Here is a 25,987-nt window from a genome sequence, read left to right on the forward strand (position 1 = left end):
TATGTCGCAGGCTGCTCTGAACACGCGAAACAGCGAAGAAGAGGTTTCTTCTCGCCGCAATAATGGAACGCGTCTGGCGGGGATCCTTTTCCTGCTGACCGTTTTAACGACAGTGTTGGTGAGCGGCTGGGTCGTGTTGGGCTGGATGGAAGATGCGCAACGCCTGCCGCTCTCAAAGCTGGTGTTGACCGGTGAACGCCATTACACGCGTAATGACGATATCCGGCAGTCGATCCTGGCATTGGGTGAGCCAGGTACCTTTATGACCCAGGATGTCAACATCATCCAGACGCAAATAGAACAACGCCTGCCGTGGATTAAGCAGGTGAGCGTCAGAAAGCAGTGGCCTGATGAATTGAAGATTCATCTGGTTGAATATGTGCCGATTGCGCGGTGGAATGATCAACATATGGTAGACGCGGAAGGAAACACTTTCAGCGTGCCGCCAGATCGCACCAGCAAGCAGGTGCTTCCAATGCTGTATGGCCCGGAAGGCAGCGCCAATGAAGTGTTGCAGGGCTATCGCGAAATGGGGCAGATGCTGGCAAAGGACAGATTTACTCTGAAGGAAGCGGCGATGACCGCGCGGCGTTCCTGGCAGTTGACGCTGAATAACGATATTAAGCTCAATCTTGGCCGGGGCGATACGATGAAACGTTTGGCTCGCTTTGTAGAACTTTATCCGGTTTTACAGCAGCAGGCGCAAACCGATGGCAAACGGATTAGCTACGTTGATTTGCGTTATGACTCTGGAGCGGCAGTAGGCTGGGCGCCCTTGCCGCCAGAGGAATCTACTCAGCAACAAAATCAGGCACAGGCAGAACAACAATGATCAAGGCGACGGACAGAAAACTGGTAGTAGGACTGGAGATTGGTACCGCGAAGGTTGCCGCTTTAGTAGGGGAAGTTCTGCCCGACGGTATGGTCAATATCATTGGCGTGGGCAGCTGCCCGTCGCGTGGTATGGATAAAGGCGGGGTGAACGACCTCGAATCCGTGGTCAAGTGCGTACAACGCGCCATTGACCAGGCAGAATTGATGGCAGATTGTCAGATCTCTTCGGTATATCTGGCGCTTTCTGGTAAGCACATCAGCTGCCAGAATGAAATTGGTATGGTGCCTATTTCTGAAGAAGAAGTGACGCAAGAAGATGTGGAAAACGTCGTCCATACCGCGAAATCGGTGCGTGTGCGCGATGAGCATCGTGTGCTGCATGTGATCCCGCAAGAGTATGCGATTGACTATCAGGAAGGGATCAAGAATCCGGTAGGACTTTCGGGCGTGCGGATGCAGGCAAAAGTGCACCTGATCACATGTCACAACGATATGGCGAAAAACATCGTCAAAGCGGTTGAACGTTGTGGGCTGAAAGTTGACCAACTGATATTTGCCGGACTGGCATCAAGTTATTCGGTATTGACGGAAGATGAACGTGAACTGGGTGTCTGCGTTGTCGATATCGGTGGTGGTACAATGGATATCGCCGTTTATACCGGTGGGGCATTGCGCCACACGAAGGTAATTCCTTATGCTGGCAATGTCGTGACCAGTGATATCGCTTACGCCTTTGGCACACCGCCAAGTGACGCCGAAGCGATTAAAGTTCGCCACGGTTGTGCGCTGGGCTCCATCGTTGGAAAAGATGAGAGCGTGGAAGTGCCGAGCGTAGGCGGTCGTCCGCCGCGGAGTCTGCAACGTCAGACCCTGGCAGAGGTGATCGAGCCGCGCTATACCGAGCTGCTCAATTTGGTCAACGAAGAGATATTGCAGTTGCAGGAAAAGCTTCGCCAACAAGGGGTTAAACATCACCTGGCGGCAGGCATTGTATTAACCGGTGGCGCAGCGCAGATCGAAGGTCTTGCAGCCTGTGCTCAGCGCGTGTTTCATACGCAAGTGCGTATCGGCGCGCCGCTGAACATTACCGGTTTAACGGATTATGCTCAGGAGCCGTATTATTCGACGGCGGTGGGATTGCTTCACTATGGGAAAGAGTCACATCTTAACGGTGAAGCTGAAGTAGAAAAACGTGTTACAGCATCAGTTGGCTCGTGGATCAAGCGACTCAATAGTTGGCTGCGAAAAGAGTTTTAATTTTTTATGAGGCCGACGATGATTACGGCCTCAGGCGACAGGCACAAATCGGAGAGAAACTATGTTTGAACCAATGGAACTTACCAATGACGCGGTGATTAAAGTCATCGGCGTCGGCGGCGGCGGCGGTAATGCTGTTGAACACATGGTGCGCGAGCGCATTGAAGGTGTTGAATTCTTCGCGGTAAATACCGATGCACAAGCGCTGCGTAAAACAGCGGTTGGACAGACGATTCAAATCGGTAGCGGTATCACCAAAGGACTGGGAGCTGGCGCTAATCCAGAAGTTGGCCGCAATGCGGCTGATGAGGATCGCGATGCACTGCGTGCGGCGCTGGAAGGTGCAGACATGGTCTTTATTGCTGCGGGTATGGGTGGTGGTACCGGTACAGGTGCAGCACCAGTCGTCGCTGAAGTGGCAAAAGATTTGGGTATCCTGACCGTTGCTGTCGTCACTAAGCCCTTCAACTTTGAAGGCAAGAAGCGTATGGCATTCGCGGAGCAGGGGATCACTGAACTGTCCAAGCATGTGGACTCTTTGATCACTATCCCGAACGACAAACTGCTGAAAGTTCTGGGCCGCGGTATCTCCCTGCTGGATGCGTTTGGCGCAGCGAACGATGTACTGAAAGGTGCTGTACAAGGTATCGCCGAACTGATTACTCGTCCGGGTTTGATGAACGTGGACTTTGCAGACGTTCGCACCGTAATGTCTGAAATGGGCTACGCAATGATGGGTTCTGGCGTGGCGAGCGGTGAAGACCGTGCGGAAGAAGCTGCTGAAATGGCTATCTCTTCTCCGCTGCTGGAAGATATCGACCTGTCTGGCGCGCGCGGCGTGCTGGTTAACATCACAGCGGGCTTCGACCTGCGTCTGGATGAGTTCGAAACGGTAGGTAACACCATCCGTGCATTTGCTTCCGACAACGCGACTGTGGTTATCGGTACTTCTCTTGACCCGGATATGAATGACGAGCTGCGCGTAACTGTTGTTGCGACAGGTATCGGCATGGACAAACGTCCTGAAATCACTCTGGTGACCAATAAGCAGGTTCAGCAGCCAGTGATGGATCGCTACCAGCAGCACGGGATGGCTCCGCTGACCCAGGAGCAGAAGCCGGTTGCTAAAGTCGTGAATGACAATGCGCCGCAAACTGCGAAAGAGCCAGATTATCTGGATATCCCAGCATTCCTGCGTAAGCAAGCTGATTAAGAATTGACTGGAATTGGGGTTTCGAGGCTCTTTGTGCTAAACTGGCCCGCCGAATGTATAGTACACTTCGGTTGGATAGGTAATTTGGCGAGATAATACGATGATCAAACAAAGGACACTTAAACGTATCGTTCAGGCGACGGGTGTCGGTTTACATACCGGCAAGAAAGTCACCCTGACGTTACGCCCTGCGCCGGCCAACACCGGGGTCATCTATCGTCGCACCGACTTGAATCCACCGGTAGATTTCCCGGCCGATGCCAAATCTGTGCGTGATACCATGCTCTGTACGTGTCTGGTCAACGAGCATGATGTACGGATTTCAACCGTAGAGCACCTCAATGCTGCTCTCGCGGGCTTGGGCATCGATAACATTGTTATCGAAGTTAACGCGCCGGAAATCCCGATCATGGACGGCAGCGCCGCTCCGTTTGTATACCTGCTGCTTGACGCCGGTATCGACGAGCTGAACTGCGCCAAGAAATTTGTTCGCATCAAAGAGACTGTTCGTGTCGAAGATGGCGATAAGTGGGCTGAATTTAAGCCGTACAATGGTTTTTCGCTGGATTTCACCATCGATTTTAACCATCCGGCTATTGATTCCAGCAACCAGCGCTATGCGATGAACTTCTCCGCTGATGCGTTTATGCGCCAGATCAGCCGTGCGCGTACGTTCGGTTTCATGCGTGATATCGAATATCTGCAGTCCCGTGGTTTGTGCCTGGGCGGCAGCTTCGATTGTGCCATCGTTGTTGACGATTATCGCGTACTGAACGAAGACGGCCTGCGTTTTGAAGACGAATTTGTGCGTCACAAAATGCTCGATGCGATCGGTGACTTGTTCATGTGTGGTCACAATATTATTGGTGCATTTACCGCTTATAAATCTGGTCATGCACTGAATAACAAACTGCTGCAGGCTGTCCTTGCAAAACAGGAAGCCTGGGAATATGTGACCTTCCAGGACGACGCAGAACTGCCGTTGGCCTTCAAAGCGCCTTCAGCCGTAATGGCATAACGACATTTATACTGTCGTATAAAATTCGACTGGCAAATCTGGCACTCTCTCCGGCCAGGTGAACCAGTCGTTTTTTTTTGAATTTTATAAGAACGATAAAAAACGGTGCGAACGCTGTTTTCTTAAGCACTTTTACGCATAACTTATCTTCATTCGTGCTGTGGACTTCAGGCTTTAATGATAAGATTTGTGCGCTAAATACGTTTGAATACGATCGGGATGGCAATAACGTGAGTGGAATACTGACGCGCTGGCGACAGTTTGGTAAACGCTACTTCTGGCCGCATCTCTTATTAGGGATGGTCGCGGCGAGTTTAGGTTTGCCTGCACTCAGCAATGCCGCCGAACCAAACGCGCCCGCAAAAGCGACAACCCGCAACCACGAGCCTTCAGCCAAAGTTAACTTTGGTCAATTGGCCTTGCTGGAAGCGAACACGCGCCGCCCGAATTCGAACTATTCCGTTGATTACTGGCATCAACATGCCATTCGCACGGTAATCCGCCATCTTTCCTTCGCAATGGCACCGCAAACGCTGCCCGTTGCTGAAGAATCTTTGCCTCTTCAGGCGCAACATCTTGCATTACTGGATACGCTCAGCGCGCTGTTGACCCAGGAAGGCACGCCGTCTGAAAAGGGTTATCGCATTGATTATGCGCATTTTACCCCGCAAGCAAAATTCAGCACGCCCGTCTGGATAAGCCAGGCGCAAGGCATCCGTGCTGGCCCTCAACGCCTCAGCTAACAACAATAAACCTTTACTTCATTTTATTGACTCCGCAACGCGGGGCGTTTGAGATTTTATTATGCTAATCAAATTATTAACTAAAGTTTTCGGTAGTCGTAACGATCGCACCCTGCGCCGGATGCGCAAAGTGGTCAACATCATCAATGCCATGGAACCGGAGATGGAAAAACTCTCCGATGAAGAACTGAAAGGGAAAACCGCAGAGTTCCGCGCGCGTCTGGAAAAAGGCGAAGTGCTGGAAAACTTGATCCCGGAAGCCTTCGCTGTGGTGCGTGAAGCCAGTAAGCGTGTTTTTGGTATGCGTCACTTCGACGTTCAGTTACTCGGCGGTATGGTTCTTAACGAACGCTGCATCGCCGAAATGCGTACCGGTGAAGGTAAAACCCTGACCGCAACGCTGCCTGCTTACCTGAACGCACTAACCGGTAAAGGCGTGCATGTAGTTACCGTCAACGACTACCTGGCGCAACGTGACGCCGAAAACAACCGTCCGCTGTTTGAATTCCTTGGCCTGACTGTTGGTATCAACCTGCCGGGCATGCCAGCACCGGCAAAGCGTGAAGCTTACGCAGCTGACATCACTTACGGTACGAACAACGAATACGGCTTTGACTACCTGCGCGACAACATGGCGTTCAGCCCTGAAGAACGTGTACAGCGTAAACTGCACTATGCGCTGGTGGACGAAGTGGACTCCATCCTGATCGATGAAGCGCGTACACCGCTGATCATTTCCGGCCCGGCAGAAGACAGCTCGGAAATGTATAAACGCGTGAATAAAATTATTCCGCACCTGATCCGTCAGGAAAAAGAAGACTCCGAAACCTTCCAGGGCGAAGGCCACTTCTCGGTGGACGAAAAATCTCGCCAGGTGAACCTGACCGAACGTGGTCTGGTGCTGATTGAAGAACTGCTGGTGAAAGAAGGCATCATGGATGAAGGGGAGTCTCTGTACTCTCCGGCCAACATCATGCTGATGCACCACGTAACGGCGGCGCTGCGCGCTCATGCGCTGTTTACCCGAGACGTCGACTACATCGTTAAAGATGGTGAAGTTATCATCGTTGACGAACACACCGGTCGTACCATGCAGGGACGTCGTTGGTCCGATGGCCTGCATCAGGCAGTGGAAGCGAAAGAAGGTGTACAGATCCAGAACGAAAACCAGACGCTGGCGTCGATCACCTTCCAGAACTACTTCCGTCTGTATGAAAAACTGGCGGGGATGACCGGTACTGCTGATACCGAAGCTTTCGAATTCAGCTCCATCTATAAGCTGGATACCGTCGTTGTTCCGACCAACCGTCCAATGATTCGTAAAGATCTGCCGGACCTGGTCTACATGACTGAAGCGGAAAAAATTCAGGCGATCATTGAAGATATCAAAGAACGTACTGCGAAAGGCCAGCCGGTGCTGGTGGGTACTATCTCCATCGAAAAATCGGAGCTGGTATCAAACGAACTGACCAAAGCCGGTATTAAGCACAACGTCCTGAACGCCAAATTCCACGCCAACGAAGCGGCGATTGTTGCTCAGGCAGGTTATCCGGCAGCGGTGACTATCGCGACCAACATGGCGGGTCGTGGTACCGATATTGTGCTCGGTGGTAGCTGGCAGGCAGAAGTTGCCGCGCTGGAAAATCCGACCGCAGAGCAAATTGAAAAAATTAAAGCCGACTGGCAGGTACGTCACGATGCGGTACTGGCAGCAGGTGGCCTGCATATCATCGGTACCGAGCGTCACGAATCCCGTCGTATCGATAACCAGTTGCGCGGTCGTTCTGGTCGTCAGGGGGATGCTGGTTCTTCCCGTTTCTACCTGTCGATGGAAGATGCGCTGATGCGTATTTTTGCTTCCGACCGAGTATCCGGCATGATGCGTAAACTGGGTATGAAGCCAGGCGAAGCCATTGAGCACCCGTGGGTGACCAAAGCGATTGCCAACGCCCAGCGTAAAGTTGAAAGCCGTAACTTCGACATTCGTAAGCAACTGCTGGAATATGATGACGTGGCTAACGATCAGCGTCGCGCCATTTACTCCCAGCGTAACGAACTGCTGGATGTCAGCGATGTGAGCGAAACCATCAACAGCATTCGTGAAGATGTGTTCAAAGCGACCATTGATGCCTACATTCCGCCACAGTCGCTGGAAGAAATGTGGGATATTCCGGGACTGCAGGAACGTCTGAAGAACGATTTCGACCTCGATTTGCCAATTGCCGAGTGGCTGGATAAAGAACCAGAACTGCATGAAGAGACGCTGCGTGAGCGCATTCTGGCGCAGTCCATCGAAGTGTATCAGCGTAAAGAAGAAGTGGTTGGTGCTGAGATGATGCGTCACTTCGAAAAAGGCGTCATGCTGCAAACTCTCGACTCTCTGTGGAAAGAGCACCTGGCGGCGATGGACTATCTGCGTCAGGGTATCCACCTGCGTGGCTATGCACAGAAAGATCCGAAGCAGGAATACAAACGTGAATCGTTCTCCATGTTTGCAGCGATGCTGGAGTCGTTAAAATATGAAGTTATCAGCACGTTAAGCAAAGTCCAGGTACGTATGCCTGAAGAGGTTGAGGAGCTGGAACAACAGCGTCGTATGGAAGCCGAGCGTTTAGCGCAAATGCAGCAGCTTAGCCATCAGGATGACGACTCTGCTGCCGCAGCTGCACTGGCGGCGCAAACCGGTGAACGCAAAGTAGGACGTAACGATCCTTGCCCGTGCGGTTCTGGTAAAAAATACAAGCAGTGCCATGGTCGCCTGCAATAAAAGCTAACAGTTGAAGTAAAAGGCGCAGGATTCTGCGCCTTTTTTATAGGTTTAAGACAATGAAAAAGCTGCAAATTGCGGTAGGTATTATTCGCAACGAGAACAATGAAATCTTTATAACGCGTCGCGCAGCAGATGCGCACATGGCGAATAAACTGGAGTTTCCCGGCGGTAAAATTGAAATGGGCGAAACGCCGGAACAGGCGGTGGTGCGTGAACTTCAGGAAGAAGTCGGGATTACCCCACAACATTTTTCGCTATTTGAAAAACTGGAATATGAATTCCCGGACAGGCATATAACTCTGTGGTTCTGGCTGGTCGAAAGCTGGGAAGGGGAGCCCTGGGGTAAAGAAGGGCAACCCGGTAAGTGGATGTCGCTGGTTGGTCTGAATGCCGATGATTTTCCGCCAGCCAATGAACCGGTACTTGCGAAGCTTAAACGTCTGTAGGTCAGATAAGACGTTTTCGCCGCATCCGACATTCGCACACGATGCCTGATGCGACGCTGCCCGCGTCTTATCAGGCCAGCGTCGCATCAGATAAAATGTCACTGCTTTGGCTCTTCGCTCCAGTCATCGCTTTCGGAAAGATCGCCACTGCTGGGGATTCGTTTTTCTTCAGCAGCCCATTCTCCGAGGTCGATCAGCTGACAACGTTTGGAGCAAAATGGCCGAAACGGGCTGATTTCACCCCACACCACCGTTTTCCCGCAGGTTGGGCAATTCACCGTAATAGTTTCTGACATTTTTACTCCTTAGCAACAGGCCAGTTCGAAATCCAGACGTTCTGGTACCTGTCCGTTTTCACTGTCCAGCGGCATAAAACGAATGGCAAAACGGCTCTTATGACCGGAAATTTGCGGATAAAGCTGTGAATCGAGCGACAGATTCAGGCGCAGCAAGTCGGCATCGCCACCGTTATCCTGATAAAAACCATTCAGGCTGGTTTGTTTACGGAAGGGGGCCGACTGGCGAATTAAATCCAGCACCATGGTAAGTGCCTGGGTAAGCGGGTTCAGGCTGGCAATCCAGGTTTCTACCTGGCTGTCGCGCTGCGCCTGGGGTAGATGCAGCCAAATGTGCAATGTAGGTAAATCAAAGCTACAACAGCCGCCCGGGATGCTCAGTCGCTGACGCACCAGAGCAATCAAACGATCTTCACGCAGAAATTGCCCGATACGCGGCGCGGAAATTAATACGCTCCCCGCCGCTTTTAACTGCTGAATTAATGCTTCAATACGGCTCTGGTCCACGCCAGGCACGCCAATCCAGGTCTGGAGTTTACGTTGCTGCCGGTCAAGTTCTTTCAACAGCTCAGTGCGGACTTCGCCGCGCTCGAAAACATCCAGTAATTCACTGACATTACGGAAGAAATGCAGCGCGCCAGCGTGGTCAACGATGGGTAGATTAACGTTGAGTTGCTGAATCAAAAACTCAATGCGCAGCCATGTACGCATTTTTTCATTTAGTGGATGTTCAAAAAGGACCTGGGTCTGCATTACGGTTTTTCCTGTGAGACAAACTGCGACGCAAGCTGCAAATAGTGTGCGTGCAGGCGGGCAACATCCGATGCGATAGCATCCGGTGCGCCGTTATTATCAATGACGTCATCTGCCACGGCAAGGCGAGCTTCGCGCGTTGCCTGAGCAGCAAGGATTTGTTCGACATGCTCGCGAGTTACATCGTCGCGCTGCATGGTGCGCTTAAGTTGCGTTTCTGGGCTGACATCCACCACCAGCACTCGATTCGCTTTTTTATACAGTGAGTTTTCTACCAGCAATGGCACAACCCACAGTACATAGGGGGAAGTTGCTTGCTGGATCTGGTGTTGCGTCTCTTGCTGAATCAGCGGATGCAGCAGGGCGTTAAGCCAGTTTTTCTCTTCCGGGTTGGCGAAAATCCGCTCGCGCAAGGCCCGGCGCTGCAATGTTCCATCAGCAGCAATTATGTTAGCGCCAAAGTGATCAGCAATGGCATGTAGCGCAGGTGCACCTGGTTCAACCACCTGACGCGCAATAATATCGGCATCAATGACGTTAATTCCGAGATCAGCAAACGCATTGGCAACGGTACTCTTGCCACTGCCAATGCCTCCCGTTAAGGCAACTATATACCTCATAATTTATATTCCCGGGAATTCATCATGATTATCAAAACGTTAAAAATGAGCGCACGAAAGCGAAATTGATGAAACGTTCGCTCACTATTTACCAGGTAAATTTATGGGATTGTAGCGTAAAAAAAGACAATTTCGCAGTCTTGCGCCGCATTGATTAGTGCGTATGATAGCGTCACTGGAGTTGCGCTCTTACCCTTATAGCCATTAACCCCAGGAATCCGCACATGCGTATTGAAGAAGATCTGAAGTTAGGTTTTAAAGACGTTCTCATCCGCCCTAAACGCTCCACTCTTAAAAGCCGTTCCGATGTTGAACTGGAACGTCAATTCACCTTCAAACATTCAGGTCAGAGCTGGTCCGGCGTGCCGATTATCGCCGCAAATATGGACACCGTAGGCACATTTTCTATGGCCTCTGCGCTGGCTTCTTTTGATATTTTGACTGCTGTGCATAAACACTATTCTGTCGAAGAGTGGCAAGCGTTTATCAACAATTCTTCCGCTGATGTGCTGAAACATGTGATGGTTTCTACCGGCACGTCTGATGCGGATTTCGAAAAAACTAAACAGATTCTCGACCTGAACCCGGCATTAAACTTCGTTTGTATTGACGTGGCGAATGGTTATTCCGAACACTTCGTGCAGTTCGTTGCGAAAGCGCGTGAAGCGTGGCCGACCAAAACCATTTGTGCTGGCAACGTAGTGACTGGTGAAATGTGTGAGGAGCTTATCCTCTCCGGTGCCGATATCGTTAAAGTTGGCATTGGCCCAGGTTCTGTTTGTACAACTCGCGTCAAAACAGGCGTCGGTTATCCGCAACTTTCTGCGGTAATCGAATGTGCCGATGCTGCGCACGGTCTGGGCGGAATGATCGTCAGCGACGGTGGCTGCACCACGCCGGGCGATGTCGCGAAAGCCTTTGGCGGCGGTGCCGATTTCGTCATGCTTGGCGGCATGCTGGCGGGCCACGAAGAGAGCGGCGGTCGCATCGTTGAGGAGAACGGCGAGAAATTTATGCTGTTCTACGGCATGAGCTCCGAGTCTGCGATGAAACGTCACGTTGGCGGCGTTGCGGAATATCGCGCAGCAGAAGGTAAAACCGTTAAGCTGCCGCTGCGAGGCCCGGTTGAAAATACCGCGCGTGATATTTTGGGCGGCCTGCGTTCAGCTTGTACATACGTTGGGGCTTCACGCCTGAAAGAGCTGACCAAGCGCACCACATTTATCCGTGTGCAGGAACAAGAAAACCGCATCTTCAACAACCTGTAATCTCCCAACGCTGGCGTGGAGCAACACGCCAGCGTTATCCCATTCCACTCATCGCATCGCCTAAATGGAAAATTGGCAGATACATTGCCACCACCAGCGTACCGATAATTCCTCCCGTTATGATCAGCAACGCCGGTTCCAGTAAGGCTGCGAGGTTATCCGCCAGCGCCAGTGTGTTATCCCGATGATGATGGGCGAGGTTGTCTAACATGAGATCCAGCGAGCCGGATGCCTCTCCTGTTCTCACTAATTGCAAACAGAGTGGGCTAAACTCACCGGCATTTTTTAGCGCCAGCCAGATGGGTTGACCGTTACTGATATCGTGCTGGATTTGTGTCAGAAGTTGCACCCAGTACGGGCAGCGCATTGTTTCTCTGACGCTCTCTACGCCCTGTAAAAAAGTAATGCCTGCACTTTGAGTCAGCGCCAGAATCGTAAAGATCTGCGTGAGTTTTTGTCCCCGCATCAGTGAACCCATAATCGGGATGCGTAGCAGCAATTTCTGCCGTGCGATAAGCCTGGTTGGGTGGCGCATCAGCAGCTTATTGGCTATCGCCAGCAGAAAGCCGAATAGCACCAGCAACCAACCCCATTCGCCACTAAAGCTTGCCAGCGTCATGATCCCCTGCGTTAGCGCCGGTAGCGGAGTGTTAAAGGTCTTATAGATAGCGGCAAACTCCGGCAGAACAAAATGCAGCATTGCCACAACCACCATGATTGCCATCGCTAAAATGATAATGGGATAACGTAACGCTGATTTCACTTTGTCGGTCAACTGACGCTGGGCTTTTTGTTGACGCGCCAGTTCAAAGCAGCATTCATCCAGCTTACCGGTCAGTTCACCCGTGCGGATCATCGCCTGATAGAGCGGCGGAAATACCTCTGACCAGGGTAATAAGGCATTGGAAAAGGCAATGCCCTGTTCGAGATCGTGTGCCAGCGATTGCAGCAACGCTTGCCATTGCTTACTGGGATGCTGTTCCGCCAGCAGTGCCAGCCCTTCAGAAAGCGTTAACCCGGCTTTGAGTAGCGTCGCCAGTTGATGAATGACTTCCGCGCTTTTATCTCCTCGCCACTGCGCAGAATTGATGGCGATTCGCTTCAGGCTAAGTGGGGTAACCATCTGTTGCTGTAGTGCCATAAGCAGTAAAGCACGACTCTCTGCCCATAGCATCCCATCTTGCGCATTACCGTCGCCGGTTATGCCATGCCAGCGCCAGAGTTGCTTACTCGCCATGCGGCATCCCCAATACGCGGATTAACTCTTCAAAGGTGGTTAAGCCTTGCTCCACGGCCAGGCAGCCGTTTTCAAAAAGCGTATGCATACCCGCCTGTCGGGCGTGCATTTCCAGCGATTCAACGTCGGTATTAGCGGAAATAAGCTGACGTATGACCGGTGTTATGGGCAGAACTTCAAATAAGGCCGTGCGACCATAAAAACCGTGGTAGCAATGTACACAACCGGGTGCCTGCCAGTGGGGCAGCGGCGACGGCCATACATTGTCTGGAATATGGATGGGCTCCTCTTGCTGTCGGCGACAATGTGGGCAAAGTTTACGTACCAGACGCTGGGCTATTACCAGCGTAAGTGCCGATGAAAGCATCCAGCGAGCAACGCCCATTTGCTGTAAACGCACCAGCGTTTCGCAGGTGGAATTGGTGTGTAGCGTGGACAACACCAGGTGACCGGTTTGCGCGGCTTTTATGGCAATTTCTGCCGTTTCGCCATCGCGAATCTCTCCGATCATGATGACGTCAGGGTCCTGGCGCAATAACGCACGCAAAACGCCCTGAAAGGTGAGTCCGGCACGCGGATGGATTTGCGTCTGGTTTAGTCCGGCTATGGGGATCTCAACCGGATCTTCGACGCTACAAATATTAATGTCAGCGGTATTCAGCGTTTGCAGGGCACTATAAAGCGTGACCGTTTTGCCGCTGCCTGTAGGGCCAGTTACCAGCACCAATCCCTGTGGTTGTTGCAATGCATGAGCAAAGTCCGCCAGTTGTAACGGCTGCATTCCCAGCGTGTTAACATCCAGTGCCTGGCTCACCTGCTGTAACAACCTTAATACCACCTTTTCACCACCCCGACATGGTAAGGTCGCAATACGAAATGAGACGGCGTTTCCTGCCAGTTCGACAGTGAATTGCCCGTCCTGCGGCAGGCGATGTTCCGCAATATCCAGATTTCCCAGCACTTTTAATCTGGCGGTTAATGCGACTCCGGCATCCGGTGAAACGTCCGGTAAAGGATGCAATACGCCGTCGATACGCAAGCGGATGCGGTAGGCATTGTCCGCTGGTTCGATATGAATATCAGACGCGCGTTGTTCCAGCGCAGACTGTAACGTTCGAGTCAGCAACTCTGCTTTGGGCTGATGCTTCTCCTGAACAGCTACGGGCAATGTCTGTTGTGTGCGACTGGCGTGACCTTCCATTTGTTGGCGCGTCCAGCAGGTGATCTCAATACGTTTGGTGGTAGCGAAATGCAATGCGTCCAGTAGCTCATGCGAAGGTGCATCGACTACCGCAACATGAACCACCTCTTCGCTGGCATCCAGCAAGACTCCCTGATAACGCAGACACAGGGCGGTGAGCTGTGGAATATTCATTGCCGCTCCTTAGTTGGCGTCATCAAAGCGGAAGACATCTTCGCAGGCTTGCTGCAATGCGCTGTCACTTTGAATATTGCAGTTGCGCGTCCAGCCGGTGACGCCGTTTGCGTTATCCCAACCCGGCGTCATGACGACGCTTAGCCCATTGAGACTTTCTTGCCCGGTCAGCGACACCACGCCCTTTGCCACACTCATGGCTGAAACATAGCGGGTGGTGGTAGGCGAAGGAATGCCATTGCTGCCACCGTCGCAGGTATTTAATCCACCATGTTCCAGCGCGCACAACTCTACGGCGGTACGGTAAGGCACAAAGGTTTGTAGCATGTCGGTGAGTGCGGCTTTGCGCAGGTAGTTTTGATAAGCGGGAATACCAATGGCGCTTAAAATGGCAATGATGCCAATAACCACCATCAGTTCGATAAGTGTAAAACCGCGTTGCTTGTCCATTTGTTTCGCTCCTTGATTTGGTTGGCGCTACTTTGGCAAACGCCATCAGCACAAGCGAGGGGCAAAAAACGAAACGGGAAAGCAGCTTCCGGAGTTTTTTATTACGTTGCAGCGAAAGACAAGAAATTTGCGAGGCGTTACGAAGAAAGTTGGGAAAGGGGAGATTATCCGCCCGCGATGGAGCGGATAAATCTGTTAGCAATTAGCGAAAACGCATTGAAAGGTCGAGTGCCTGTACGTGTTTAGTTAGCGCACCGACGGAGATAAAGTCCACGCCCGTTTCGGCAAATTCGCGCAGTGTTTTGTCAGTGACGTTGCCAGACACTTCCAGTAGCGCCTTGCCGTTGGTGCGTTTGACGGCTTCGCGCATCTGTTCTGTTTCGAAGTTATCCAGCATGATGATATCGGCTCCTGCTTTCAGGGCTTCATCAAGTTCTTCCAGATTCTCTACTTCGACTTCTACTGGCGCATCTGGATGCAGCCAGGACGCTTTTTCGACCGCCTGGCGCACTGAGCCGGAGGCAATAATATGGTTTTCTTTGATCAGGAAGGCATCAGAAAGCCCCAGACGGTGATTCGCTCCGCCGCCGCAAAGTACCGCGTATTTCAGAGCTGAACGCAGGCCGGGTAAGGTTTTGCGCGTATCCAACAGCTGCGTGTTGGTGCCTTCCAGTAATTCGACATAGTGGCGTACCTTACTGGCAACTCCTGAAAGGGTTTGCACAAAATTAAGCGCAGTGCGTTCGCCCGTTAACAGCACGCGAGATGGGCCTTCAAGTTCGAACAAGGGTTGATTGGCGTTGATGACATCGCCGTCATCCACATGCCAGATTATGGTGACATCGTCGCCTGCCAGTTGAATAAACACCTCTTCAACCCAGCGTTTGCCGCAAAATACGCCATTCTCGCGGGTGATCACTGTGGCATGAGAGCGAGAGTTTTCCGGTAAAAGTTTTGCCGTAATGTCATTGTTGGCATCGACTGTTCCGCCTAAATCTTCCCGCAGCGCCTGGGCCACCGCGCCGGGGATATCGAGATTAATGCGTTCCAGCAGCTCGTCACGTCGGGTGTCAGGGTTATAGCGGCGAGGCGGCATGTTAAAACTCCAGATAGCTAACGAATCATAAGGTAGAAACATGCTACTCTGAACCGGGTATTAGCACCACATATAAGGAGATCCTGCATGTTGTTAGAACAGGGGTGGCTGGCTGGCGCGCGCCGCGTTCCCTCACCACATTACGATTGCCGCCCGGATGACGAAACACCCACCCTGCTGGTGGTGCACAATATTAGCCTGCCGCCAGGCGAGTTTGGCGGTCCGTGGATCGACGCATTATTCACTGGAACTATTGATCCGCAGGCACATCCTTTCTTTGCTGAGATCGCCCATTTGCGCGTCTCCGCTCACTGTTTGATTCGCCGCGATGGTGAAATAGTCCAGTATGTTCCTTTCGATAAACGTGCCTGGCATGCGGGAGTCTCTCAGTATCAGGGGCGTGAACGCTGCAATGATTTTTCTATTGGGATTGAGCTGGAAGGCACCGATACGCTGGCGTATACCGATGCGCAGTATCAACAGCTTGCGGTGGTTACGCGGGCACTGATTGATCGCTATCCGGATATCGCTAATAACATGACGGGCCATTGTGATATTGCGCCGGATCGGAAAACCGATCCCGGTCCTGCATTTGATTGGGCACGGTTTCGTGCGCTGGTCAGCAAGGAGACAACATGACGCTATTTACAACCTTACTGGTGTTAATTTTCGAGCGCCTGTTTAAGTTGGGCGAGCACTGGCAGCTTGATCATCGTCTTGAAGCGTTCTTTCGGCGGGTGAAACATTTTTCTCTCGGGCGCACATTAGGCATGACCATTATTGCGATGGGCGTGACTTTTTTACTGTTACGCACATTGCAGGGAGTATTATTCAACGTTCCCACGCTGCTGGTGTGGCTGCTGATTGGTTTGCTGTGTATTGGCGCAGGTAAAGTTCGTCTTCATTATCATGCTTATCTGACAGCTGCTTCACGTAATGATAGCCATGCCCGTGCCACGATGGCTGGCGAACTCACCATGATTCACGGCGTCCCGGCAGGCTGCGATGAACGTGAGTATTTGCGTGAGCTGCAAAATGCATTGCTGTGGATTAACTTTCGTTTTTATCTTGCACCGCTGTTCTGGCTGATTGTGGGGGGAACCTGGGGACCCGTTACGCTGATGGGGTATGCGTTTTTGCGTGCATGGCAATACTGGCTGGCGCGTTACCAGACGCCGCATCATCGTTTACAGTCCGGCATTGATGCCGTGCTTCATGTACTGGATTGGGTGCCGGTTCGTCTTGCGGGTGTGGTATATGCCTTGATCGGTCATGGGGAGAAAGCGTTACCGGCCTGGTTTGCTTCGCTGGGTGATTTCCATACTTCGCAATATCAGGTATTAACGCGTCTGGCACAGTTCTCTCTGGCGCGTGAACCGCATGTCGATAAGGTGGAAACGCCAAAGGCAGCGGTTTCCATGGCGAAGAAAACCTCGTTCGTGGTCGTGGTGGTAATTGCGCTACTGACGATTTACGGGGCGTTGGTGTAAAGATTATTGCCCTCACCCTGCACGGGTGAGGGCGTAGAGAGATTAATGCGCTTTTACGGCTTTGGCGGTTTTCTCTTTAAACAGATAGCCGATACCTAACACGATCAGCCATACCGGGATCAGGTATACCGAAATCGCCATTCCTGGGGTCATCAGCATAATCACCAGTACCGCCGCCATAAACAGCAGGCAGATCCAGTTACCCAGCGGATAAAGCAGAGCTGGGAAGCGGGTTACCACGCCTTGTTCCTGCTTGGCGCGACGGAATTTCATATGCGCCAGGCTAATCATCGCCCAGTTGATTACCAGTGCAGATACCACCAGCGCCATTAACAGGCCGAATGCGGATTCCGGTGCAAGGTAGTTAATCAGCACGCACAATGCCGTAACCAGCGCAGACACCAGAATGGTGTTGACTGGTACGCCGCGTTTATCGACAGACGCCAGCGCTTTTGGCGCGTTGCCCTGTTGTGCCAGACCAAACAGCATACGGCTGTTGCAATATACGCAGCTGTTGTACACGGAGAGCGCAGCAGTCAGTACCACGATGTTCAGCGCATTAGCCACAAAGGTATCGCCCAATTCGTGGAAGATCAGTACAAACGGACTGGTATCAGCAGTAACGCGGGTCCACGGCATCAGCGAGAGCAGAACGGCTAACGAACCAATATAGAAAATCAGGATGCGGTAGATAACCTGGTTAGTCGCTTTTGGAATACTTTGCTCCGGGTTATCTGCTTCTGCTGCGGTGATGCCCACCAGTTCCAGACCACCGAAAGAGAACATGATAATCGCCATCATCATCACCAGCCCGGTGAAGCCGTGCGGCAGGAAACCACCCTGATCCCACAGGTTGCTAACGCTCGCCTGTGGGCCGCCGTTGCCGCTGAATAGCAGCCAGCCGCCGAAGATGATCATCGCTACCACCGCGATAACTTTGATAATGGCAAACCAGAACTCCATCTCGCCAAACACTTTTACGTTTGTCAGGTTAATGGCGTTGATCACCACAAAGAATACGGCGGCAGAAACCCAGGTGGGGATTTCCGGATACCAGAACTGAATGTATTTACCCACGGCAGTCAGCTCTGCCATGGCAACTAAAACGTACAGTACCCAGTAGTTCCAGCCAGAAGCGAAGCCAGCAAAGCTGCCCCAGTATTTATAAGCAAAGTGGCTAAAGGAGCCTGCGACAGGTTCTTCGACCACCATTTCACCCAGCTGACGCATGATCAGAAAGGCGATAAAACCAGCAATGGCGTAACCCAGGATAATCCCTGGCCCTGCGGACTGTATTACGGAGGCGCTACCCAGGAATAGCCCGGTCCCTATCGCGCCACCCAGCGCGATAAGCTGAATATGGCGGTTTTTAAGGCCGCGCTTTAGCTGCTCGCCGTGCTGTTGACCTTCCATCATGAAACCTCGTGCGGTGATTGTTTTTTTGATCTACGCAGTGATGCGTGTGTAAGTTTGCAATTCCGTTTTTTGTATTAATTTGTTTACATCAAAGACGTTTGAATTGTTACAAAAGGACTTCCGTCAGATAAAGAATAATGGTATGCGGCAGCGAATGCACCCGCTTTATGCATGGTTGAAGATGAGTTGCTTAAAAAGGAACCGTTTGTAAAGGTCAGCCTCAAATCTCCTCAACATACAAAATGAATATAAATTCATTATTTTTGAATTAAAAATCGATAAATTGGTAAGTGAATCGGTTCAATTCGGATTTTTATAGTTTAATAATCGTTAAAAAATCCCTTTCCTACGTAAAGTCTACATTTGTGCATAGTTACAACTTTGAAACGTTATATATGTCAAGTTGTTAAAATGTGCACAGTTTCATGATTTCAATCAAAACCTGTATGGACATAAGGTGAATACTTTGTTACTTTAGCGTCACAGACATGAAATTGGTAAGACCAATTGACTTCGGCAAGTGGCTTAAGACAGGAACTCATGGCCTACAGCAAAATCCGCCAACCAAAACTCTCCGATGTGATTGAGCAGCAACTGGAGTTTTTGATCCTCGAAGGCACTCTCCGCCCGGGCGAAAAACTCCCACCGGAACGCGAACTGGCAAAACAGTTTGACGTCTCCCGTCCCTCATTGCGTGAGGCGATTCAACGTCTCGAAGCGAAGGGTTTGTTGCTTCGTCGCCAGGGTGGCGGCACTTTTGTCCAGAGCAGCCTATGGCAAAGCTTCAGCGATCCGCTGGTGGAGCTGCTCTCCGACCATCCTGAATCACAGTATGACTTGCTCGAAACACGACACGCCCTGGAAGGTATCGCCGCTTATTACGCCGCGCTGCGTAGTACCGATGAAGACAAGGAACGCATCCGTGAACTCCACCACGCCATAGAGCTGGCGCAGCAGTCTGGCGATCTGGACGCGGAATCAAACGCCGTACTCCAGTATCAGATTGCTGTCACTGAAGCGGCCCACAATGTGGTTCTGCTTCATCTGCTAAGGTGTATGGAGCCGATGTTGGCCCAGAATGTCCGCCAGAACTTCGAATTGCTCTATTCGCGTCGCGAGATGCTGCCGCTGGTGAGTAGTCACCGCACCCGCATATTTGAAGCGATTATGGCCGGTAAGCCGGAAGAAGCGCGCGAAGCATCGCATCGCCATCTGGCCTTTATCGAAGAAATTTTGCTCGACAGAAGCCGTGAAGAAAGCCGCCGTGAGCGTTCTCTGCGTCGTCTGGAGCAACGAAAGAATTAGTGATTTTTCTGGTAAAAATTAACCAGAAGATGTTGTAAATCAAGCGCATATAAAAGCGCGGCAACTAAACGTAGAACCTGTCTTATTGAGCTTTCCGGCGAGAGTTCAATGGGACAGGTTCCAGAAAACTCAACGTTATTAGATAGATAAGGAATAACCCATGTCAGAACGTTTCCCAAATGACGTGGATCCGATCGAAACTCGCGACTGGCTCCAGGCGATCGAATCGGTCATCCGTGAAGAAGGTGTTGAGCGTGCTCAGTATCTGATCGACCAACTGCTTGCTGAAGCCCGCAAAGGCGGTGTCAACGTAGCCGCAGGCACCGGTATCAGCAACTACATCAACACCATCCCCGTTGAAGAACAACCGGAGTATCCGGGTAATCTGGAACTGGAACGCCGTATTCGTTCAGCTATCCGCTGGAACGCCATCATGACGGTGCTGCGTGCGTCGAAAAAAGACCTCGAACTGGGCGGCCACATGGCGTCCTTCCAGTCTTCCGCAACCATTTATGATGTGTGCTTTAACCACTTCTTCCGTGCACGCAACGAGCAGGATGGCGGTGACCTGGTTTACTTCCAGGGCCACATCTCCCCAGGCGTTTACGCTCGTGCTTTCCTGGAAGGTCGTCTGACTCAGGAGCAGCTGGATAACTTCCGTCAGGAAGTTCACGGCAATGGCCTCTCTTCCTATCCGCACCCGAAACTGATGCCGGAATTCTGGCAGTTCCCGACTGTATCTATGGGTCTGGGTCCGATTGGTGCTATTTATCAGGCTAAATTCCTGAAATATCTGGAACACCGTGGCCTGAAAGATACCTCTAAACAGACCGTTTACGCATTCCTCGGCGACGGTGAAATGGACGAACCGGAATCCAAAGGTGCGATCACCATCGCAACCCGTGAAAAACTGGATAACCTGGTCTTCGTTATCAACTGTAACCTGCAACGTCTTGACGGCCCGGTCACCGGTAACGGCAAGATCATCAACGAACTGGAAGGCATCTTCGAAGGTGCTGGCTGGAACGTGATCAAAGTGATGTGGGGTAGCCGTTGGGATGAACTGCTGCGTAAAGATACCAGCGGTAAACTGATCCAGCTGATGAACGAAACCGTTGACGGCGACTACCAGACCTTCAAATCGAAAGATGGTGCGTACGTTCGTGAACACTTCTTCGGTAAATATCCGGAAACCGCAGCACTGGTTGCAGACTGGACTGACGAGCAGATCTGGGCACTGAACCGTGGCGGTCACGATCCGAAGAAAATCTACGCTGCATTCAAGAAAGCGCAGGAAACCAAAGGCAAAGCGACAGTAATCCTTGCTCATACCATTAAAGGTTACGGCATGGGCGACGCGGCTGAAGGTAAAAACATCGCGCACCAGGTTAAGAAAATGAACATGGACGGCGTGCGTCACATCCGCGACCGTTTCAATGTGCCGGTGTCTGATGCAGATATCGAAAAACTGCCGTACATCACCTTCCCGGAAGGTTCTGAAGAGCATACCTATCTGCACGCGCAGCGTCAGAAACTGCACGGTTATTTGCCAAGCCGTCAGCCGAACTTCACCGAGAAGCTTGAGCTGCCGAGCCTGCAAGACTTCGGCGCGCTGCTGGAAGAGCAGAGCAAAGAGATCTCTACCACTATCGCTTTCGTTCGTGCCCTGAACGTAATGCTGAAGAACAAGTCGATCAAAGATCGTCTGGTACCGATCATCGCCGACGAAGCGCGTACTTTCGGTATGGAAGGTCTGTTCCGTCAGATTGGTATTTACAGCCCGAACGGTCAGCAGTACACCCCGCAGGACCGCGAGCAGGTTGCTTACTATAAAGAAGACGAGAAAGGTCAGATTCTGCAGGAAGGGATCAACGAGCTGGGCGCAGGTTGTTCCTGGCTGGCAGCGGCGACCTCTTACAGCACCAACAATCTGCCGATGATTCCGTTCTACATCTATTACTCGATGTTCGGCTTCCAGCGTATCGGCGATCTGTGCTGGGCGGCTGGCGACCAGCAAGCGCGTGGCTTCCTGATCGGCGGTACTTCCGGTCGTACCACCCTGAACGGTGAAGGTCTGCAGCACGAAGATGGTCACAGCCACATTCAGTCGCTGACTATCCCGAACTGTATCTCTTACGACCCGGCTTACGCTTACGAAGTTGCTGTCATCATGCATGACGGTCTGGAGCGTATGTACGGTGAAAAACAAGAGAACGTTTACTACTACATCACTACGCTGAACGAAAACTACCACATGCCGGCAATGCCGGAAGGTGCTGAGGAAGGTATCCGTAAAGGTATCTACAAACTCGAAACCATTGAAGGTAGCAAAGGTAAAGTTCAGCTGCTCGGCTCCGGTTCTATCCTGCGTCACGTCCGTGAAGCAGCTGAGATCCTGGCGAAAGATTACGGCGTAGGTTCTGACGTTTATAGCGTGACATCCTTCACCGAACTGGCGCGTGATGGTCAGGATTGTGAACGCTGGAACATGCTGCACCCGCTGGAAACTCCGCGCGTTCCGTATATCGCTCAGGTGATGAACGACGCTCCGGCAGTGGCATCTACCGACTATATGAAACTGTTCGCTGAGCAGGTCCGTACTTACGTACCGGCTGACGACTACCGCGTACTGGGTACTGATGGCTTCGGTCGTTCCGACAGCCGTGAGAACCTGCGTCACCACTTCGAAGTTGATGCTTCCTACGTGGTTGTAGCGGCGCTGGGCGAACTGGCTAAACGTGGCGAAATCGATAAGAAAGTGGTTGCTGACGCAATCGCCAAATTCAACATCGATGCAGATAAAGTTAACCCGCGTCTGGCGTAAGAGGTAAAAGAATAATGGCTATCGAAATCAAAGTACCGGACATCGGGGCTGATGAAGTTGAAATCACCGAGATCCTGGTCAAAGTGGGCGACAAAGTTGAAGCCGAACAGTCGCTGATCACCGTAGAAGGCGACAAAGCCTCTATGGAAGTACCATCTCCGCAGGCGGGTATCGTTAAAGAGATCAAAGTCTCTGTTGGCGATAAAACCCAGACCGGCGCACTGATTATGATTTTCGATTCCGCCGACGGTGCAGCTGACGCTGCACCTGCTCAGGCAGAAGAGAAGAAAGAAGCCGCTCCGGCAGCAGCACCAGCGGCTGCGGCGGCAAAAGACGTTAATGTTCCGGATATCGGCAGCGACGAAGTTGAAGTGACCGAAATCCTGGTGAAAGTTGGCGATAAAGTTGAAGCTGAACAGTCGCTGATCACCGTAGAAGGCGATAAAGCTTCTATGGAAGTTCCGGCTCCGTTTGCTGGCACCGTGAAAGAGATCAAAGTGAACGTGGGTGACAAAGTGTCTACCGGCTCGCTGATTATGGTCTTCGAAGTCGCGGGTGAAGCAGGCGCGGCAGCTCCGGCGGCTAAACAGGAAGCAGCTCCGGCAGCGGCCCCTGCATCAGCAGCTGGCGTGAAAGACGTTAACGTTCCGGATATCGGCGGTGACGAAGTTGAAGTGACCGAAGTGATGGTGAAAGTGGGCGACAAAGTTGCCGCTGAACAGTCACTGATCACCGTAGAAGGCGATAAAGCTTCTATGGAAGTCCCGGCTCCGTTTGCAGGCGTCGTGAAGGAACTGAAAGTCAACGTTGGCGATAAAGTGAAAACTGGCTCGCTGATTATGATCTTCGAAGTTGAAGGCGCAGCACCTGCGGCAGCTCCTGCGAAACAGGAAGCGGCAGCGCCGGCTCCGGCAGCAAAAGCTGAAGCTCCGGCAGCAGCTCCGGCTGCGAAAGCGGAAGGCAAATCTGAATTTGCTGAAAACGACGCTTACGTTCACGCGACTCCGCTGATCCGCCGTCTGGCACGCGAGTTTGGCGTTAACCTGGCGAAAGTGAAGGGCACTGGCCGTAAAGGTCGTATCCTGCGCGAAGACGTTCAGGCTTACGTGAAAGAAGCTATCAAACGTGCAGAAGCGGCTCCGGCGGTGACTGGCGGCGGTATCCCGGGCATGTTGCCGTGGCCGAAGGTAGACTTCAGCAAGTTTGGTGAAATCGAAGAAGTGGAACTGGGCCGTATCCAGAAAATTTCTGGTGCGAACCTGAGCCGTAACTGGGTGATGATCCCGCATGTTACCCACTTCGACAAAACCGATATCACCGAGCTGGAAGCGTTCCGTAAACAGCAGAACGAAGAAGCGGCGAAACGTAAGCTGGATGTGAAGATAACCCCAGTTGTCTTCATCATGAAAGCCGTTGCTGCAGCTCTTGAGCAGATGCCTCGCTTCAACAGTTCGCTGTCGGAAGACGGTCAGCGTCTGACCCTGAAGAAATACATCAACATCGGTGTGGCGGTGGATACCCCGAACGGTCTGGTTGTTCCGGTATTCAAAGACGTCAACAAGAAAGGCATCATCGAGCTGTCTCGCGAGCTGATGACTATTTCTAAGAAAGCGCGTGACGGTAAGCTGACTGCGGGCGAAATGCAGGGCGGTTGCTTCACCATCTCCAGCATCGGCGGCCTGGGTACTACCCACTTCGCGCCGATTGTGAACGCGCCGGAAGTGGCTATCCTCGGCGTTTCCAAGTCCGCGATGGAGCCGGTGTGGAATGGTAAAGAGTTCGTGCCGCGTCTGATGCTGCCGATTTCTCTCTCCTTCGACCACCGCGTGATCGACGGTGCTGATGGTGCCCGTTTCATTACCATCATTAACAACACGCTGTCTGACATTCGCCGTCTGGTGATGTAAGTAAAAGAGCCGGCCCAACGGCCGGCTTTTTTCTGGTAATCTCATGAATGTATTGAGGTTATTAGCGAATAGACAAATCGGTTGCCGTTTGTTGTTTAAAAATTGTTAACAATTTTGTAAAATACCGACGGATAGAACGACCCGGTGGATAATGGGCGTCATAAAAAAAACGTCAGACCCGCCGGAGATAAATATATAGAGGTCATGATGAGTACTGAAATCAAAACTCAGGTCGTGGTACTTGGGGCAGGCCCCGCAGGTTACTCCGCTGCCTTCCGTTGCGCTGATTTAGGTCTGGAAACCGTAATCGTAGAACGTTACAACACCCTTGGCGGTGTTTGCCTGAACGTCGGCTGTATCCCTTCTAAAGCACTGCTGCACGTAGCAAAAGTTATCGAAGAAGCCAAAGCGCTGGCTGAACACGGTATCGTCTTCGGCGAACCGAAAACCGATATCGACAAGATTCGTACCTGGAAAGAGAAAGTGATCAATCAGCTGACCGGTGGTCTGGCTGGTATGGCGAAAGGCCGCAAAGTCAAAGTGGTCAACGGTCTGGGTAAATTTACCGGGGCTAACACCCTGGAAGTTGAAGGTGAGAACGGCAAAACCGTGATCAACTTCGACAACGCGATCATTGCAGCGGGTTCTCGCCCGATCCAACTGCCGTTTATTCCACATGAAGATCCGCGTATCTGGGACTCCACTGACGCGCTGGAACTGAAAGAAGTACCAGAACGCCTGCTGGTAATGGGTGGCGGTATCATCGGTCTGGAAATGGGCACCGTATACCACGCGCTGGGTTCACAGATTGACGTGGTTGAAATGTTCGACCAGGTCATCCCGGCAGCTGATAAAGACATCGTTAAAGTCTTCACCAAGCGTATCAGCAAGAAATTCAACCTGATGCTGGAAACCAAAGTTACCGCCGTTGAAGCGAAAGAAGACGGTATTTATGTGACGATGGAAGGCAAAAAAGCACCCGCTGAACCGCAGCGTTACGACGCCGTGCTGGTAGCGATTGGTCGTGTGCCGAACGGTAAAAACCTCGACGCAGGCAAAGCTGGCGTGGAAGTGGACGACCGTGGCTTCATCCGCGTTGACAAACAGCTGCGTACCAACGTACCGCACATCTTTGCTATCGGCGATATCGTCGGTCAGCCGATGCTGGCACACAAAGGTGTTCACGAAGGTCATGTTGCCGCTGAAGTTATTGCCGGTAAGAAACACTACTTCGATCCGAAAGTTATCCCGTCTATCGCCTATACCGAACCAGAAGTTGCATGGGTGGGTCTGACTGAGAAAGAAGCGAAAGAGAAAGGCATCAGCTACGAAACCGCCACCTTCCCGTGGGCTGCTTCTGGTCGAGCTATCGCTTCTGACTGCGCAGACGGTATGACCAAGCTGATTTTCGACAAAGAATCTCACCGTGTGATCGGTGGTGCGATTGTCGGTACTAACGGCGGCGAGCTGCTGGGTGAAATCGGCCTGGCAATCGAAATGGGTTGTGATGCTGAAGACATCGCACTGACCATCCACGCGCACCCGACTCTGCACGAGTCTGTGGGCCTGGCGGCAGAAGTGTTCGAAGGTAGCATCACTGACCTGCCGAACCCGAAAGCGAAGAAGAAGTAACTCTTCGTTTGCCGGGACATCTGGCAATTAAAAAAGC

23 protein-coding genes are annotated in these 25,987 nt (G+C 51.9%); 15 read left to right on the forward strand and 8 right to left on the reverse strand.

The features are described from left to right. Nucleotide 1 precedes the first annotated feature (1 nt). The 7 genes from ftsQ (at nt 2) to mutT (ending at nt 8,281) form a co-directional block, all read left to right on the forward strand. Nucleotides 2-832, forward strand: a complete 831-nt coding sequence (ftsQ, locus tag ACJHX7_RS14235; protein WP_000075744.1) for a cell division protein FtsQ — start codon at nt 2-4, stop codon at nt 830-832. Then, nucleotides 829-2,091, forward strand: coding sequence for a cell division protein FtsA (gene ftsA, locus ACJHX7_RS14240; protein ID WP_000588474.1), 1,263 nt, complete (start codon nt 829-831; stop codon nt 2,089-2,091). Before ftsQ ends, ftsA begins: the two co-directional genes overlap by 4 nt. A gap of 61 nt (nt 2,092-2,152) precedes the next feature. Then, on the forward strand, nt 2,153-3,304 hold the full coding sequence (gene ftsZ, locus ACJHX7_RS14245) for a cell division protein FtsZ (protein ID WP_000462776.1): 1,152 nt from the start codon (nt 2,153-2,155) through the stop codon (nt 3,302-3,304). 100 nt (nt 3,305-3,404) lie between these two features. After that, nucleotides 3,405-4,322, forward strand: coding sequence for a UDP-3-O-acyl-N-acetylglucosamine deacetylase (gene lpxC, locus ACJHX7_RS14250; RefSeq protein WP_032172680.1), 918 nt, complete (start codon nt 3,405-3,407; stop codon nt 4,320-4,322). Between the two features lie 230 nt (nt 4,323-4,552). After that, the gene (gene secM / locus ACJHX7_RS14255; RefSeq protein WP_000014320.1) at nt 4,553-5,065 is read left to right on the forward strand and encodes a secA translation cis-regulator SecM; all 513 of its coding nucleotides are present in this window, start codon (nt 4,553-4,555) and stop codon (nt 5,063-5,065) included. Between the two features lie 61 nt (nt 5,066-5,126). Beyond that, on the forward strand, nt 5,127-7,832 hold the full coding sequence (gene secA, locus ACJHX7_RS14260) for a preprotein translocase subunit SecA (RefSeq protein WP_000905780.1): 2,706 nt from the start codon (nt 5,127-5,129) through the stop codon (nt 7,830-7,832). Nucleotides 7,833-7,891: 59 nt separating this feature from the next. After that, the gene (gene mutT, locus ACJHX7_RS14265; RefSeq protein WP_032172682.1) at nt 7,892-8,281 is read left to right on the forward strand and encodes an 8-oxo-dGTP diphosphatase MutT; all 390 of its coding nucleotides are present in this window, start codon (nt 7,892-7,894) and stop codon (nt 8,279-8,281) included. Between the two features lie 98 nt (nt 8,282-8,379). On the opposite strand, the gene yacG is transcribed toward mutT, so the two are convergent. The 3 genes from yacG to coaE are packed head-to-tail and all read right to left on the reverse strand — an operon-like array spanning nt 8,380 to nt 9,950. Further along, nucleotides 8,380-8,577 (reverse strand): DNA gyrase inhibitor YacG, encoded by a 198-nt coding sequence (yacG, locus tag ACJHX7_RS14270; RefSeq protein ID WP_000005042.1) that lies wholly within the window; start codon nt 8,575-8,577, stop codon nt 8,380-8,382. 9 nt (nt 8,578-8,586) lie between these two features. After that, the gene (gene zapD / locus ACJHX7_RS14275; protein WP_032172684.1) at nt 8,587-9,330 is read right to left on the reverse strand and encodes a cell division protein ZapD; all 744 of its coding nucleotides are present in this window, start codon (nt 9,328-9,330) and stop codon (nt 8,587-8,589) included. Further along, the gene (gene coaE / locus ACJHX7_RS14280; protein WP_001269506.1) at nt 9,330-9,950 is read right to left on the reverse strand and encodes a dephospho-CoA kinase; all 621 of its coding nucleotides are present in this window, start codon (nt 9,948-9,950) and stop codon (nt 9,330-9,332) included. The genes zapD and coaE overlap by 1 nt, the downstream gene beginning before the upstream one ends. Before the next feature lie 24 nt (nt 9,951-9,974). On the opposite strand from coaE, the gene ACJHX7_RS14285 reads away from it, so the two are divergent. Together ACJHX7_RS14285 and guaC are read left to right on the forward strand one after the other, a co-directional pair. Then, nucleotides 9,975-10,019: a protein YacM gene (locus ACJHX7_RS14285; protein ID WP_120795372.1), complete on the forward strand. Its 45-nt coding sequence runs from the start codon at nt 9,975-9,977 to the stop codon at nt 10,017-10,019. 155 nt (nt 10,020-10,174) lie between these two features. Continuing rightward, nucleotides 10,175-11,218, forward strand: coding sequence for a GMP reductase (gene guaC / locus ACJHX7_RS14290; protein WP_001217338.1), 1,044 nt, complete (start codon nt 10,175-10,177; stop codon nt 11,216-11,218). A gap of 34 nt (nt 11,219-11,252) precedes the next feature. Here the strand turns inward: guaC and hofC are convergent, their stop codons facing one another. From hofC to nadC, 4 genes are all read right to left on the reverse strand, one after another. Next, nucleotides 11,253-12,455 (reverse strand): protein transport protein HofC, encoded by a 1,203-nt coding sequence (gene hofC, locus ACJHX7_RS14295; protein ID WP_097465923.1) that lies wholly within the window; start codon nt 12,453-12,455, stop codon nt 11,253-11,255. Further along, on the reverse strand, nt 12,445-13,830 hold the full coding sequence (gspE, locus tag ACJHX7_RS14300; RefSeq protein ID WP_024248108.1) for a type II secretion system protein GspE: 1,386 nt from the start codon (nt 13,828-13,830) through the stop codon (nt 12,445-12,447). Before gspE ends, hofC begins: the two co-directional genes overlap by 11 nt. Before the next feature lie 9 nt (nt 13,831-13,839). Next, nucleotides 13,840-14,280 (reverse strand): prepilin peptidase-dependent pilin, encoded by a 441-nt coding sequence (gene ppdD, locus ACJHX7_RS14305; RefSeq protein WP_000360914.1) that lies wholly within the window; start codon nt 14,278-14,280, stop codon nt 13,840-13,842. A gap of 202 nt (nt 14,281-14,482) precedes the next feature. Next, nucleotides 14,483-15,376 (reverse strand): carboxylating nicotinate-nucleotide diphosphorylase, encoded by an 894-nt coding sequence (nadC, locus tag ACJHX7_RS14310; RefSeq protein WP_001135168.1) that lies wholly within the window; start codon nt 15,374-15,376, stop codon nt 14,483-14,485. 87 nt (nt 15,377-15,463) lie between these two features. Here nadC and ampD point away from each other — a divergent pair, with 87 nt between their 5' ends. Together ampD and ampE are read left to right on the forward strand one after the other, a co-directional pair. Next, complete coding sequence (gene ampD, locus ACJHX7_RS14315; protein ID WP_094030008.1) at nt 15,464-16,015, forward strand: 1,6-anhydro-N-acetylmuramyl-L-alanine amidase AmpD; 552 nt, start codon at nt 15,464-15,466, stop codon at nt 16,013-16,015. After that, complete coding sequence (ampE, locus tag ACJHX7_RS14320) at nt 16,012-16,866, forward strand: beta-lactamase regulator AmpE (protein WP_000172019.1); 855 nt, start codon at nt 16,012-16,014, stop codon at nt 16,864-16,866. The genes ampD and ampE overlap by 4 nt, the downstream gene beginning before the upstream one ends. A 42-nt stretch (nt 16,867-16,908) precedes the next feature. On the opposite strand, the gene aroP is transcribed toward ampE, so the two are convergent. Then, entirely contained in the window at nt 16,909-18,282 is a 1,374-nt protein-coding gene (aroP, locus tag ACJHX7_RS14325) for an aromatic amino acid transporter AroP (RefSeq protein ID WP_000969912.1), read from the reverse strand. Between the two features lie 540 nt (nt 18,283-18,822). On the opposite strand from aroP, the gene pdhR reads away from it, so the two are divergent. The 4 genes from pdhR (at nt 18,823) to lpdA (ending at nt 25,950) form a co-directional block, all read left to right on the forward strand. Next, the gene (gene pdhR / locus ACJHX7_RS14330; RefSeq protein ID WP_000331776.1) at nt 18,823-19,587 is read left to right on the forward strand and encodes a pyruvate dehydrogenase complex transcriptional repressor PdhR; all 765 of its coding nucleotides are present in this window, start codon (nt 18,823-18,825) and stop codon (nt 19,585-19,587) included. A 160-nt stretch (nt 19,588-19,747) separates the two neighbouring features. After that, a complete protein-coding gene (aceE, locus tag ACJHX7_RS14335; protein ID WP_000003820.1) occupies nt 19,748-22,411 on the forward strand; it encodes a pyruvate dehydrogenase (acetyl-transferring), homodimeric type in 2,664 nt (887 codons plus the stop codon). A gap of 14 nt (nt 22,412-22,425) precedes the next feature. Next, the gene (gene aceF / locus ACJHX7_RS14340) at nt 22,426-24,318 is read left to right on the forward strand and encodes a pyruvate dehydrogenase complex dihydrolipoyllysine-residue acetyltransferase (RefSeq protein WP_001570939.1); all 1,893 of its coding nucleotides are present in this window, start codon (nt 22,426-22,428) and stop codon (nt 24,316-24,318) included. A 207-nt stretch (nt 24,319-24,525) separates the two neighbouring features. Then, nucleotides 24,526-25,950: a dihydrolipoyl dehydrogenase gene (gene lpdA / locus ACJHX7_RS14345; RefSeq protein WP_000102485.1), complete on the forward strand. Its 1,425-nt coding sequence runs from the start codon at nt 24,526-24,528 to the stop codon at nt 25,948-25,950. Nucleotides 25,951-25,987: the final 37 nt, after the last annotated feature.

The sequence above is a fragment of the Escherichia sp. WS1451 genome (assembly GCF_046487365.1).
In the GTDB taxonomy this organism is placed as follows: Bacteria; Pseudomonadota; Gammaproteobacteria; order Enterobacterales; family Enterobacteriaceae; genus Escherichia; species Escherichia coli.